At 62.5% G+C, this 13,473-nt stretch carries 12 protein-coding genes and 1 tRNA gene; 5 read left to right on the top strand and 8 right to left on the bottom strand.

Annotation, left to right across the window (positions count from 1 at the left end):
- The 3 genes from ENZ75_RS05615 to ENZ75_RS05605 all read left to right on the top strand — a co-directional run.
- The coding region (locus tag ENZ75_RS05615) for a glycosyl hydrolase family 65 protein (protein WP_348630602.1) at positions 1-2,056 on the top strand (2,056 nt) is incomplete at its 5' end.
- A 512-nt stretch (positions 2,057-2,568) separates the two neighbouring features.
- Positions 2,569-4,350 (top strand): glucan ABC transporter ATP-binding protein/ permease, encoded by a 1,782-nt coding sequence (locus tag ENZ75_RS05610; protein ID WP_013532297.1) that lies wholly within the window; start codon positions 2,569-2,571, stop codon positions 4,348-4,350.
- A 107-nt stretch (positions 4,351-4,457) separates the two neighbouring features.
- Positions 4,458-5,234, top strand: a complete 777-nt coding sequence (locus ENZ75_RS05605; protein WP_027162453.1) for a heme ABC transporter permease — start codon at positions 4,458-4,460, stop codon at positions 5,232-5,234.
- 21 nt (positions 5,235-5,255) lie between these two features.
- Here the strand turns inward: ENZ75_RS05605 and ENZ75_RS05600 are convergent, their stop codons facing one another.
- The gene (locus ENZ75_RS05600) at positions 5,256-6,314 is read right to left on the bottom strand and encodes a D-TA family PLP-dependent enzyme (RefSeq protein ID WP_063170202.1); all 1,059 of its coding nucleotides are present in this window, start codon (positions 6,312-6,314) and stop codon (positions 5,256-5,258) included.
- A gap of 191 nt (positions 6,315-6,505) precedes the next feature.
- Between ENZ75_RS05600 and ENZ75_RS05595 the strand changes: the two genes are divergently transcribed.
- Positions 6,506-7,192 carry a D-lyxose/D-mannose family sugar isomerase gene (locus tag ENZ75_RS05595; protein WP_128277950.1) on the top strand — a complete coding sequence of 229 codons (687 nt, stop codon included), beginning with the start codon at positions 6,506-6,508 and terminating at the stop codon, positions 7,190-7,192.
- Positions 7,193-7,278: 86 nt separating this feature from the next.
- Here the strand turns inward: ENZ75_RS05595 and ENZ75_RS05590 are convergent, their stop codons facing one another.
- Positions 7,279-8,283, bottom strand: coding sequence for a L,D-transpeptidase (locus tag ENZ75_RS05590; protein WP_063167746.1), 1,005 nt, complete (start codon positions 8,281-8,283; stop codon positions 7,279-7,281).
- A gap of 290 nt (positions 8,284-8,573) precedes the next feature.
- On the opposite strand from ENZ75_RS05590, the gene ENZ75_RS05585 reads away from it, so the two are divergent.
- The gene (locus ENZ75_RS05585; RefSeq protein ID WP_013532292.1) at positions 8,574-8,792 is read left to right on the top strand and encodes a hypothetical protein; all 219 of its coding nucleotides are present in this window, start codon (positions 8,574-8,576) and stop codon (positions 8,790-8,792) included.
- A 68-nt stretch (positions 8,793-8,860) separates the two neighbouring features.
- On the opposite strand, the gene ENZ75_RS05580 is transcribed toward ENZ75_RS05585, so the two are convergent.
- From ENZ75_RS05580 to ENZ75_RS34580, 6 genes are all read right to left on the bottom strand, one after another.
- A complete protein-coding gene (locus ENZ75_RS05580; RefSeq protein WP_244514292.1) occupies positions 8,861-10,306 on the bottom strand; it encodes a hypothetical protein in 1,446 nt (481 codons plus the stop codon).
- Between the two features lie 136 nt (positions 10,307-10,442).
- A complete protein-coding gene (locus tag ENZ75_RS05575) occupies positions 10,443-11,075 on the bottom strand; it encodes a hypothetical protein (protein ID WP_063167747.1) in 633 nt (210 codons plus the stop codon).
- Between the two features lie 263 nt (positions 11,076-11,338).
- On the bottom strand, positions 11,339-11,695 hold the full coding sequence (locus ENZ75_RS05570; protein WP_024505762.1) for a hypothetical protein: 357 nt from the start codon (positions 11,693-11,695) through the stop codon (positions 11,339-11,341).
- A 151-nt stretch (positions 11,696-11,846) separates the two neighbouring features.
- Positions 11,847-11,920: transfer RNA gene (locus ENZ75_RS05565), tRNA-Gln, on the bottom strand.
- A gap of 187 nt (positions 11,921-12,107) precedes the next feature.
- Positions 12,108-13,040, bottom strand: a complete 933-nt coding sequence (locus tag ENZ75_RS05560) for a lysylphosphatidylglycerol synthase domain-containing protein (RefSeq protein ID WP_063167748.1) — start codon at positions 13,038-13,040, stop codon at positions 12,108-12,110.
- A gap of 215 nt (positions 13,041-13,255) precedes the next feature.
- Positions 13,256-13,473 (bottom strand): hypothetical protein (locus tag ENZ75_RS34580; protein ID WP_206617015.1); only part of this gene is annotated, 218 nt, incomplete at its 5' end.

Below are 13,473 nucleotides of genomic sequence, written 5' to 3'. Positions count from 1 at the left end.
GTTGTCGATGGACCTTACCCATGTCGTCGATCCGGTCGATTCCCTGAAAATCTCGCGGCTGCGCATCCAGAATTCCGGCTCGGTGCCGGCGCGGCTGCGTGTCTATGCCTATGCCGAATGGGTGCTCGGCGGGCATCGGTCGCGCACTGCGGCAACCATCGTCCCGTCGCGGGATGCCGCCAGTGGGGCGCTGCTCGCACAAAACCCCTACGGGCTGGATTTCGGCGAGCGGGTTGCGTTCCTGGCGGCCGACGGCGGCGTCCATTCGGTGACGACAGACCGATCGGAGTTCCTGGGCCGGCATGGCTCCAGCGAGCTACCGCAGGCGGTGCTGAGCGGTGCGGCGCTGTCTGGCCGTGTCGAGGCCGGCGACGATCCGTGCGCGGCGATTGCCCGCGACGTCGAGATCCCGGCAGGCGGCGACGTGACGCTGCTCTGGCTGCTCGGCGACGCCGAGTCGGTCGAGGAGGCGAGCGCGCTGGTGCAGGAGCATCGGGCCAAGGACTTCGACCAGCGATTGGCCGACAATGAGCGCGAATGGCGCGGCTTCCTCGACACCATCCAGGTCGAGACGCCCGACAAGGCGCTCGACGCCATGGTCAACCACTGGCTTCCCTATCAAAGCCTGGCCTGCCGCATCCGCGCCCGCTCGGCCTTTTATCAGGCCAGCGGCGCCTTCGGCTTCCGCGACCAGTTGCAGGATACGCTGGCGCTGCTGGCACATGACCCGCAGCTGGCGCGCGACCAGATCCTCAACGCGGCGCGGCGGCAGTTCCCCGAAGGCGACGTGCAGCACTGGTGGCTGCCGCGCACGGGTGCTGGCGTACGCACGTTGATCTCCGACGACGTGGTCTGGCTTGCCCACGCTACGGCGCGCTATTTGCTGGTCACCGGCGATGCCTCCATCCTCAAGGAGCAATTGGCCTTCATCGATGGACAGCCGCTGGGCGAGGGCGAGCACGATGCCTTCTTCACCCCGGAAATCTCGAAGAAGACAGCGACGCTCTACGACCATTGCGCGCGTGCGCTCGATCTCGCCATCAAGCGCAGCAGCCCCGCGGGCCTGCCGCTGATCCTCGGCGGCGACTGGAACGACGGCATGAACCGCGTCGGCGAGCACGGCAAGGGCGAGAGCGTCTGGCTCGGCTGGTTCCTGCTGAAGACGCTGGGCGATTTCGCGCCCGTCGCCAAGACCGAGGGTGATGCCAAGCGAGCACAGGCCTGGGCAAAGCATGCCGATGTTCTGAAGCGGGCGCTTGAGAGCACCGCATGGGACGGCGAATGGTACCGGCGCGGCAGTTTCGACGACGGCACGCCTTTGGGGTCTCGCAACTCGCAGGAGTGCAAGATCGACTCGATCGCCCAGTCCTGGAGCGTGCTTTCGGGAGAGGGCGACCCGGCACGGTCGACCACCGCCATGGAGCAAGCAACGAAGCTGCTCGTCGACGACAAGCTGAAGATCGTCAAGCTGTTCACGCCGCCATTCTCGAAGACGGAAAAGGACCCCGGTTACATCAAGAGCTATCCGCCTGGCGTGCGCGAGAATGGCGGCCAGTACACCCACGCCGCCACATGGTTCGTCATCGCGCTTGCCGAGATGGGGCAGGTCGACGAGGCTTATCGTTGTTTCTCGATGCTGAATCCCGTCAACCACGCGACCGACGAGGCCACGGCCGAGCACTATCGAGTCGAGCCCTATGTCGTGGCGGCCGACATCTATGCCGGGGACGACAATGCCGGCAACGGCAAGGGCGGCCGTGGCGGCTGGACCTGGTACACCGGCTCTGCCGGCTGGCTCTACAGGGCTGCGGTCGAAGGCATTCTGGGCATCGAACGGCGCGGCAAGCGTGTCCAGTTCAAGCCGAAGCTGCCAAGCCACTGGGATGGGTACTCGGCAAATCTCAAAATGCTGGGGGCGGAACTCAAGGTTCGTGTCATCCGCGACAATAAGGCCAAGGCCGTGTCGCTGGAGGTGAATGGGGCAAAGACCAAGGCTTCGGCAGTCGAGCTGAAGGACGGCGAAGTTGCCGAGGTTGTCGTCAGGATTCCGGCCTGAGGCCTGTTGCCCAAAAAGCATGCGCTCGGGGCTGAGGCCCCGACCGCGACTTTTGTCACGCCAGGCGGGATGAGAGGCCCCATCCCGCCTGGCGTTGCCGTCTGCCGTTGACGGGCATCCCGCCGAGAAGTCTATGAAATCAAAGGCTTGAGGCGTCCCATAGGAGTAGCCGCGAGCGGTGAGGGTTTGGCCACCCTTCGCCTGGAAGGGCATCCTGCAGCTTTGTTTTGCTTTATACTTCGCGAAAGGCGATTTCGGCCTCAGTCATCCGCCCGACATTGTTGCTGATTAAAATTATGGCAGCACGTGCCAACTGCCATGATTTCGCCGCATGCCTGACATTTTACCTGTCTTCTCAAACCGTTAGGTGATCACGGCAGATTTCGGAACGTCGCCATCTTTTGTTCGCTCTAAGGGAACTGAAGGGGTACACGGCCATTGTTTTGCGACGTATCAACCGGTACGAATAAAATGATGCAGTGCACAATAAACAGCGTGGCGGAGTAACTGGGGTGACCCTTCTGCAAATCTACTGGCGAGCTCTCGGTTATCTGGCCGCGGACAGGAAACGCGTTGCGTTGATCTGTTCGGCCAACGTGGCTCTCGCCATCGTAGCGCTTCTCGAGCCGATTATGTTCGGTCGCGTCATCGGCGCCATCTCCGAGCGTGGCTCTGTCTTCACCACCCTGGTCATGTGGGCCGGTCTCGGCGCCTTCAACATCGTTGCCTTCGTCATGGTGGCGCGCGGCGCTGACCGCTTTGCCCACGCGCGGCGCAGCGAAGTGCTTTGCGAGTCGTTCGAGCGCGTGATCACCATGCCGCTCGCCTGGCACCATCAGCACGGCACCTCCAATGCGCTGCACACGATGCTGCGTGCCGTCGAAACCCTGTTCAGCCTTTGGCTCGAATTCATGCGCCAGCATCTGTCCACGGCTGTCGCCCTCGTACTGCTGGTTCCGACCGCGATCAGCATGGACCTGCGCATGTCGCTGGTGCTGCTTGGCCTCGGGCTGCTCTATGTCGGCATCGGCCGGATGGTCATGCGCCGCACCAAGGCGGGCCAGGCTGCGGTCGAGCGCCACTACCACAAGGTGTTCGCGCATGTGACCGACTCGGTCAGCAACGTTGCGGTGCTGCAGAGCTACAATCGCCTCGGCCACGAGGCCGATACGCTGCGCCGCTACGTCAAGAACCTGCTCGACGCGCAGAACCCTGTGCTCGACTGGTGGGCGCTGGCCAATGCCTTGCACCGTCTGTCATCGGCAATCTCGATGCTGATCGTGTTGTCGATCGGCTCCTATCTCGTGACTCATGGTCAGTTGGGTGTCGGCGACGTCATTGCCTTCACCGGTTTTGCCACGATGCTGATCGCTCGCCTCGACCAGATGTCGGCTTTCGCCAACCAGATTTCCGAGGCCCGTGCCAAGCTCGAGGATTTCTACCATCTCGAGGACTCCGCGGCTGATTCCGCCGAGCCGGACGGCTTGCGCGATCTTTCCAACGTCACCGGCCATGTGCGCTTCGAGAATGTCGGCTTTGAATTCGCCAATTCCGGCCAAGGCATCGACGACGTGTCCTTCGAGGTGCAGGCGGGCCAGACCGTCGCCATCGTGGGCCCGACGGGTGCCGGCAAGACCACGCTCATCAACCTGCTGCAGCGTGTCTTCTCGCCGTCCCATGGCCGTATCCTGATCGACGGCATCGACACCCGCACCGTGACCCGCAAGTCGGTGCGCCATTCGATCGCCACGGTGTTCCAGGATGCCGGCCTGCTCAACCGCTCGATCGAGGACAACATCCGTGTCGGCCGCGCCGATGCAAGCAATGACGAGATCCATGCCGCCGCCAATGCGGCTGCCGCACAGGACTTCATCCTGTCCAAGAGCAATGGCTACGACACGGTGGTTGGCGAACGTGGCGGCCAGCTGTCGGGCGGCGAACGTCAGCGCATCGCCATTGCCCGTGCCGTGCTGAAGGACGCACCGATCCTGGTGCTCGACGAGGCGACCAGCGCGCTCGACGTCGAGACCGAGGACCGCGTCAAGGAAGCGATCGACGAACTGCGCCGCGACCGCACCACCTTCATCATCGCCCACCGCCTGACCACCGTTCGCGACGCCGATCTGGTCGTGTTCATGGACAAGGGCAGGGTGGTCGAGATGGGCGGCTTCACCGAGCTGTCGCTGCGCAATGGCCGCTTTGCCAGCCTGCTGCGCGCTGGCGGCCTGCTCAACGACGAGGAGGTCCGCCGCCTCAGCCGCACCGTGCTGCAACAGCAGGAAGCGGCCGCCTGATCAGGCACGTCTCTGCTTTCTCCCACAGGGGAGAAGGCAAAGCGCTGCAGCCCTGCGACACCACCGCTCGATTGCCCCGAACGCCGCGGCGGTTTATGTAGAACCGCATGAGCGACACGACTTCACGCCTGACAAGCTGGATGGATCTCGCCAACCCGACGCGCTTCGTCGGGCTGGCGGACAAGGTCGTGCCATGGCTGGCCACGATCGCCGCACTGATCCTCGCAGTCGGGCTCTATATGAGCTTTGCCGCGCCTGAGGATTTCCAGCAAGGCATCACCGTCCGCATCATGTACATCCACGTGCCTTTCGCCTGGCTGGCCATGATGTGCTACACGCTGATGGCGGTCTCGGCGCTCGGCACGCTCGTCTGGCGGCATCCGCTGGCCGATGTCGCGCTGAAATCAGCCGCACCCATCGGTGCGGTCTTCACCGCGCTGGCGCTGATCACCGGTTCGATCTGGGGCAAGCCGATGTGGGGCACCTGGTGGGTCTGGGATGCGCGGCTGACTTCGGTCTTCGTGCTGTTCCTGATGTATCTCGGCATCATCGCGCTGACCCGTGCGCTCGACGATGCCAGCCGCGCCGCCTGGGCCGCCGCCATCATCACGCTGGTCGGCTTCATCAACATCCCGATCATCAAATTCTCGGTCGACTGGTGGAACACGCTGCATCAGCCGGCCTCGGTGTTCCGCATGGGCGGCTCCACCATCGACCCCAGCCTGCTGTGGCCGCTTCTGGTGATGGCGCTCGGCTTCACCGTGCTGTTCTTCGCGCTGCACCTGATGGCGATGCGCACCGAAATCCGCCGTCGCCGGGTGATTGCCATGCGCAGGGTCGCGGCACGGCAGGCGGAGCGCTCTCCCCCTTCTCCCCTTGTGTGAGAAGGCAAGACGCTTCTTAGTTCACCCCATCCTTCCGCGCGCCGCCACAGGCAGCGTTTCCAGCACTTTGTCGCCGTCGATCAGATTGACCTCGTTGAACAAGTTTGTGACGACGCAGCAATGGTCGGGCACCACACGCACGCGCTCGCCGATGCGCAATTTGCCGTCACCCGAAAGCGTGACGGTGCCGTGCTCCTCGCTCAGGCCCGTCACCCGCGCTCCCGGCACGCCGGGCAACTCGCCGAAATCGGCGAGACCCAGCGTGTCGCTGGACAGCGCCTTGCTGCCGGCATCGAGGATAACGCGCGTCGCGGTGGGATGGCTGACCACCGTCGACAGCACCGTCAGCGCGCAATCGTCGAGCGTGCCGACGCCTTTGGCGACCTGATAGCGGTCGAGATAGATGTAGGTGCCTGGACGATACTCCGTGACAACAGATGTATCGCTGGAGCGCCACATATCCGGCGTGCCGCCGCTGGAGATGCGTTCGCAGGCGAGGCCCGATGCGGCCAGCGCCTGCTTGGCGTCGGCGAGCCAGGCTTCGGCCTCCGCTGCCTTCCCGGCGGCCGGGTAGGTCATCAGTCCTCCGAAGGCGAGGCCACCGGTTCTGTCGATCTGTCTTGCCAGCGCAACCGCTTCATCGGCCGACTGCACGCCGCAGCGTCCCATGCCGGTGTCGCATTCGACCAGCACCGGTAGACGATGACCGGCATCGGTGAAGGTGGTTGCCAGCCCTTCGAGCGTCTCCATGCTGTCCGCTGTCACCGACAGGGTGACGCGCCCGTGCAGCGCCAGAAGCCGCTCCAGCTTGGCGCGCCCAAGGATGTTGTAGGGAAGAAAAATATCGGCCAGCCCGGCATCGGCCATCACCTCGGCCTCGCCGATCTTCTGGCAGGTGATGCCGACGGCGCCGGCCGCCACCTGCTTCTTCGCCCAATAGGGCAATTTGTGCGTCTTGATATGCGGCCTGAGCTTCAGCCCGTTCTTGTCGGCATGCGCCTGGGCGCGGGCAATGTTGGCTTCGGCGCGCGCGGCGTCGATGAGAATCGACGGCGTATCGAGGTCGTGGACGGTCGGCATCATCTTTCACCCCATGAGGAATCCGCGGGTTTTATGGCCCTGAAAATCCGCGATGTCACGCGGCCAGCGAAGCGGATCTGTGGTCCATGCGCCTAAGCGCAAGACCGGGCAGGGCGGCGAGATGGATCGACACCGCATCGACGTTCGGCTATGCGATTTGCCAGACAAATCGATACGAAGGGATCATGATCATGAAGCGCTCCGCCATCAACGACATCATCCGCGAAGCCGACGCTTTCATCCGCTCGTTCGGCTACATCATGCCGCCCTTCGCCTATTGGTCGCCGCAGGAGGCGAAGGCGCGCCAGGCCGACTCCGCGGCCGTGTTTACCTCGCGGCTCGGCTGGGACATCACCGATTACGGTCAGGAGAAGTTCAAGGAGCTCGGCCTGTTCCTGTTCACCGTTCGCAACGGCCGCTACGAGGACATGAAGAAGGGCATGGGCATGCTCTATGCCGAGAAAATCATGATCTCGCGCAAGGACCAGCTGTCGCCGATGCATCGCCACAACGTCAAGGCCGAGGACATCATCAACCGTGGCGGCGGCAAGCTGGTGCTGGAACTGTTCATGCATGACCGCGACGGCGGCATCGATCCCAAGGCCGAGGTTTCGGTGCCGGTCGACGGAACCATCCACAGGCTGCCTGCGGGCGGGCTCCTGAAGCTCGACCCGGGCCAAAGCGTCACGCTGCTGCCCGGCGTCTGGCATGCCTTTTGGGCCGAGGGCAAGGATGTGCTGATCGGCGAGGTCTCGACCGTCAACGACGATCTCACCGACAATGGGTTTCGCGAACCGATCGGCCGTTTTTCCAACATCGACGAAGACGTTGCCCCGATCCATCTGCTGGTGTCCGACTACGAGAAGTGGCTGGGGTAAAGGGCCGCTCCACGCCCTCGGCGACGCCAGTCACACGACCGTGTGACTAGTCGCACGGTCGAAAGTGGGTAGGCCGTATCGCCTACCTACTGCGATCCCTGTTCGACCGATCCTGCCGCTTCGTCCTTGAAGACGACCTTTGTGCCTTTTTGCACTTCGGAGGCGAGGTCTTCGGCATCCCAGTTGGTCAGCCTGATGCAACCATGCGAGAAGGTCTTTCCGATCTTGCCTGGGTCCGGAGTCCCGTGAATGCCGTAGCTATCGATGGACAAGTCGATCCAGACCGATCCCACCGGATTGTTTGGCCCGGCAGCGATCGTGAAGGGGCGCTTGCTCCTCACTCCCTTGAAGGCAAACTCGGGATCGTAATGATAGGCTGGGTGGTGCACCACGCGTTTGACCTCCGCCTGGCCACTCGGCGCGGGCTTCTCCTGACTTCCGATCGAGGCGGGGTACGTCGCAAGCACTTTGCCGGAAGGGTCAAGCACCCGAACCTGGCGAGCGCTCTTGTCGACCTCGACGCTCGCGATGTCTTGCGGCGGATCACCTCGGGTGACAGCTGGCACGAGCAGCTTTTGCCCCGCCCTCCTGAAGCCGATGCCGGGATTGAGCCGTTCAAGCAGTTGCTCGCTGATGTGGAAGCGCTCCGCCATCTTTTCCAGGGCATTGTGGTAGGCCAGCCTGGGCAGGCGGGCCATCCTCTCCATGCGCGCCGGAATTCGCCTGGTGAACGGCCCATGCACATCCTTGCGTGTCAAATCGTAGGTCTCAATCGCGGGGCGCGAGGAGGTCGCGACCAGCTTGTCCCATGTCTCGCGGGTGAGCTTGCCGTCGGCAGGCAATCCGTTGGCCGCTTGGAACGCACTGACTGCCCGGGTGAAGTTCTCTGCCTTGCGGCCATCGATCAGGCCTGGCGAGAAGCGTGCACGATCCAGGAGGATTTGCGCCTTCAGCACGGTCGCACTGACGCCTTTCGCTTCGCTGCCGTCAAATTGGGCGTTGTTGACGGCGGCCGCGTCCAGTTTTGCCGCCGCCGTTGCATCGCATGCGATGACGAGCATGGCGACCGCGACAAGAACGAGCCTGATCATGGAGGTCACACTCCCGTATGGGCACCTGCTTCTATGACGTCGCACGGCCGATCTGGTTCCATTTCCTGCAGTTGCGTCCGACTGCCGAGTGCCGTGCGCGCAGTGAACCCGGACCAGGAGCACCCGGCGGTGGCGCGGGTGCATTGTTGATAAGGGTCCGCCATCATCAAGATGAATGGCGACTCCCGTCAGCGCATGTGTTGGCTTCAGAACCGCAGAGACCGGAGCGACAACGGGCCAACGCCCGATTGAGTCCGTCTCCACAGGCTCGGTGACCGAGGAGAGCCAGGATGCAATTTCCTGCCCAGAAGAACAAAGGACCGGCTCAACCAGCCGAGGATGAGCGCCAGGCACGGCTTGAGAAAACAGCCAGGCTCAAGCAGCTTCGCTCCTATGCTTCCTGGCTTTCGTCTGACCCAAACGCCCAACTTCACGATGAGATAGACTGCTCCGTGCTGATCGAAGGCGTGGGACGACGCAGCATGGAGCCTTGGCTGATCGGCAGGTGACATACCCGGGCGGCGAGGTTTCCACCGCCAACGACGATCTGGCCGACAATTTGTTTGGCTAAAGCAGTTCACCGTTTCACGGAGACGGCGACCCGCTCTAACTCCTTGTTTTGACGCAATTCCGGACGGAAAACCGTTTCACACTTTTCCTGGAATTGCTCTAGCCGATCGGCCGCAACAGTGGCGACAGGCAGACTTCGCGTCAGTGACAGCAGCCTTGCTGCGCGCTCGTCCTGCACAGGCAGGGCGGCACCGACAGCCAGCGAAGCTTGCGCCGGGTTGCTGAGGAAGCGCCGCTCGGGCGCAATGCCTTTCAGATGCCGATGGAGCTCTTCGCGCTCACGTTCAGCCTCAGCGAAATGCTTGAGCGTCGCATGCGCCACACCCTTGGCGTAGCGCTGCATGGCCGCCGTCAGCACATAGAGGCCCGGCTCCTCGGTGATCGGTTCGTCGATGATCTCCTGCCAGCGGCCGAAGCGCACCTGCACATGCGATTTCATCGCATGGTAGCCTTCCACCGTCTGCGTGAGCTTTGGCCGGCCCTGGATGGCGACCACGTCGCGCGCGACCAGGCTGCGCACCCTGTCGGCGGCCCACAGTGCAGACTGGTGCTGGCCCGACAACATGCAGGTGAACATCATCAGATGCAGATCGTGGCAGCAGCCGAGCAAATAATAGGTCGGCTCGTCGGCATAGGCGAGATAGAGGTCGTTGGCGCGCACCGCCTTTTCGCTGGCGCGTTTTGCTTTCTCATACTCGCCGCACAGCACATAGATGTGCCCCGGCATGTGGTTCATATGCCCGGCATCGGGGCACATCTCGCCGAGCAGATCCGCTGACCGCATGCCGCGCTCCGGCATGGTGGACATTTCCAGGAGATGGATGTGCAGGTGGACGATCGCCGGATGTTGTGCTGCGCCGGCCTCATCGGCAAGCCGGATCGACCGCTCGCAGACGTCGAGCGCCTCGACGACATCGGAATTCGGCGCCGGCGCGCCGGTCTTGAGGTTCCACAGCCGCCGCACCGTGCGCATCATCAGTGCTTCGACCAGCAGTGCCATCACATCATGGTCATCGGGAAAGTCCCGATACACAAGCCGCATCGCGGCGGCATAGGCGTCATCCCAACGTTCGAATTCCTCCAGGCTCACCCGGTGTGGCTTCTGGAAGCGGGCGGCCAGCGCCTCGATCAGCCGCTTCTCGATCTCACTGGCGGAAGCCGCATTGGCCCTGGCCAGTTGGACATGCTCGAAGCAGCGTTTGGTCGCGCTGTCGGCCTCGGCCTCGCCATGCTCCTTCCAGGTCAGATTGTAGAAAGGTCCAGCGGCATAGGCGATGCCCCAGTGAACCATCGCGCAGTGAGGATCCGTCTCCAGCGCCTTCTCAAAACACTTGATGCCTTCCTCATGGTTGAAGCCGTAGCACCAGTTAAGGCCAATATCGAACCAACGCTGGGTTTCTGTCGAGCGAGTGGAGATGGGGCGGCGGTAGGTGCCGAGGTCGAAGCGGTCCATGTCGTCTCATTTCAATTCTGATTGCCAGCGAGCCAGCTCTGGTCAGACTCCTTCGCCATCAATGTGTGCCGAAACTGGCAGGCATGGCAAACGCAACGAGTGCCATCGCTGCTTGCATTGGAGACTATCGCCGCCCTTAGCCGGTCTCTTCGGGCACCGTTTCATTTTGCCAGCCGGCTAGCTCAGGCAGGTCGTCAAGCCAGCTTTTCTCGGTCATCAAGGCATCGCCGGCCTGCGGAGCAGCCTCGGTGGCGTTTTGAATGAGCCAGTCCATCCACTTCCGATAGGCAGCCGGGGTCAACTCGGGCGGCAGCACCTTGGCCTTGGCCAGCATGCGTTTGCGGAAACTCACCTGCCTGCGGAGTTTCGTCGTCGTGAATTTGATGGTCTTGCCTTGATATTCGACCGTCCAGCGCCCGTCGCCGTGGCTGGCGAGCCTGTCGATGGCGAAGCCGCTATCCACCGGCCTATCCCGCCAAGGAAGCTCGACGGCATTCTTCCTCAGATCGACTGCCCATCGCCTGTAGTTGGTCCCGGCACGCTGGGGCGGCAGCACCCCTGTCTGTTCGAGCATTTTCCTGCGGAAGGTCGGCTGCTTCTTAAGCTGGCCTGTCGTCAGCTCGATGCGATGCCCGCGGAATTCGACGTGCCAGCGGATCCTGCCATTGCCGAAATACTTGACCAGCCTGTCGATGACGAATTCGTCGTCGGAGAGCGTCACGCAGCCTTGGCTGATGCGTTCGAGAAGGAATCGGCTGTCACTGACCATTACGCGTTTGCTCCATGCTCCTCGATGTAGCAGAGGCCGGGTGCCGGGAGTGGAGCGCGACCGGAATCGGCCTCGGCTTCATCGAAGGAAATCACGCAGCCGAAGCGGCCTACAGGAAGGCAGGGTAAGTGACGACACGGCGCGCGATGCGGCGAACGCCGGAATAAATATGCCGGCTCGTTGGATCGACTGGTGTTGCGGCGGTGTCTTGAATTTCACGCTTGGCGCGTTCGACGGGGTCGCTGGTACAGCACTCCACTCGCTTAATCTGGTGCCATCTGGCAATTGGGGCCAATCCATTTATTTGCCGAAGTATCGAGTTCATTGTCCATGTCGGAGGCGCTGCATACAGGATACCGATCATCACCGCGCCGAGCCATACTTAAGGACTTATACCGGCGAAGGAGTGCATCGTGATCTTGGGGCTGTTGGCCTTGTCGCTGCGACGAAAGCTTCATCATGCAATTGGCAAAAGCATCCGTGCCTTGTTTAAAACCAAAGCCGGTACACTGCGCCTTGTCTTCCGCAGTCTGGGTTTGACTGGCATTCCCCTTGTCTGTCGTGCAGCCAACCAAGAAAGTAACGAACATCAGAAATCCGATGAAGACCAAAGCGCGCATTCCGTTCTTCCTTCGATAATTTCGATCCTTTGACGATCCTATAAATGTCACCCCGCCGCAACCCACCATAGCTGGAATCCCGTCAGGTGGTCGCCAGGGAGCATTTCACGATGATGAGCGTTGGTGATTGTTTTGATCGAGAGAAGAGGAGTGGCTGGGGAACCTGGATTCGAACCAGGACTAACGGAGTCAGAGTCCGTGGGTCTACCGTTAACCTATTCCCCAGCAGGCACGATCTTGAATATCACGATAAACGTGAAAACCGTGCGGGCCGAGCGGGCAAGCCGCTGTGAGCGCTGCCTTGTAGCCGCCAGCGGAAAATAGTCAAGCCTGCTCTGTGCGTCAATGGCACGTTTCGACAGGACGCCACACTGCAGATGCCGGCGCGCGGCGCCCAGTCCTATTCCACGCCTCAAGGCTCCGTCCGGCTGAACTGCGAGCGTTCGAAGAACAGCACGATGCCCAGGCCCAGAATCAGCGGGACGATCAGGTAGAACAGCCGGAACACCAGCAGCGCCGCCAGCACGCCGACCGGATCCATGTCCGACAGGCCGGCGAGGAACACCACCTCGAACACGCCGAGTCCGCCCGGCGCATGCGAGATCTGCGCGATCGAGAAGGAGACGAGGAAGACGCCCAGTATGACGAAGTAGCCGGGATTGTGGGCCGCGGGCAGGGCGAAGAAGATGATCGCGGCGGCGGCCAGCAGTTCGATCGGGCCGATCAGCAACTGCCGGGCGACGATCGGCAGCGCCGGATAATGCAGCTGAAAGCTGGCGATCTTCAGCGGGCGCAGATGCAGCCAGCTGCCGAAGATATAGGCGGCGACGAGCAGCAGCATCGCGATACCGGCCGCTTCGGACAGGCCATGATGGGCGATGCCGGAAAATCGGTCGAGTATCTCAGGCTCGAACACCAGAACGAGGCCCGAGGCCAAAATCGTCGACAGCACGAAGGTGATCCAGCAGACCGCCACCAGCACGCCGACATCCTGTCCGGTCAGGCCCCTGGTACCGTAGGCGCGGTAGCGGATGACGGCGCCCGAGAACACCGAACCGCCAATGTTGTGCGACAGCGCATAGGTGGTGAAGGAGCACAGCGTGACGAACAGCCACGACACGCGCTTGCCGATATGCAGAAGCGCGATGTGGTCGTAGCCGGCGAGCGAAGCATAGGCGATGATCGAACTCAGCGCGGCAAGAACCCAGCCGCGGGTCGGAATGGCAGCGATGCCGTCCCAGACATCGTCGAGCGAAATGCCGCGCAGTTCGTGCCAGAGCAGCAGCAGCGAGAAGATCACCGCCGCGATGCCGACGACCGGCCAGAAATAGCGTCTCCAGTTCATTGCCTGACTGCCATGCGTTGCGGGGTCCGCTTCCTTTCGTGGCTGGTGGGAGGCCGGCTGCGCCGGATTCTTCCGCTCATTTCAGAAATGCCTCATCGAAGCCGGCTATTCAACCGCGAACCCTTGTCGCAGCGGCGGCCGGCAAGATTTGTCCGTGGGGCGCCCGAAAGAGATGCCGGCAGGCGTTGCGCCGGCAACTGCGGCGTGCGGATTCATCACGCGGCCGCGCCGGAACGGCGGTCAGCGGCCTGCCGGTAAAATTCGGCATGCGGCTCTTGGTGATCGGGCACGGCGCTGTTAGTCTGGCGACAACTTAAAACACTGAAGCGCCTGCTGCGTCCATCATAGGTTCGCGCGGCGCCGGTATCGTGGTCTTCCACTGTCGTTCCTTCCGGCGCCGGCGCGCCGGAGGTGGGCGTGTCCAGCTCTTCCC

The organism is Mesorhizobium sp. M7A.F.Ca.CA.002.04.1.1 (genome assembly GCF_004022805.1).
GTDB lineage: Bacteria > Pseudomonadota > Alphaproteobacteria > Rhizobiales > Rhizobiaceae > Mesorhizobium > Mesorhizobium ciceri.
This window is presented reverse-complemented; position numbering and strand designations above follow the sequence as displayed.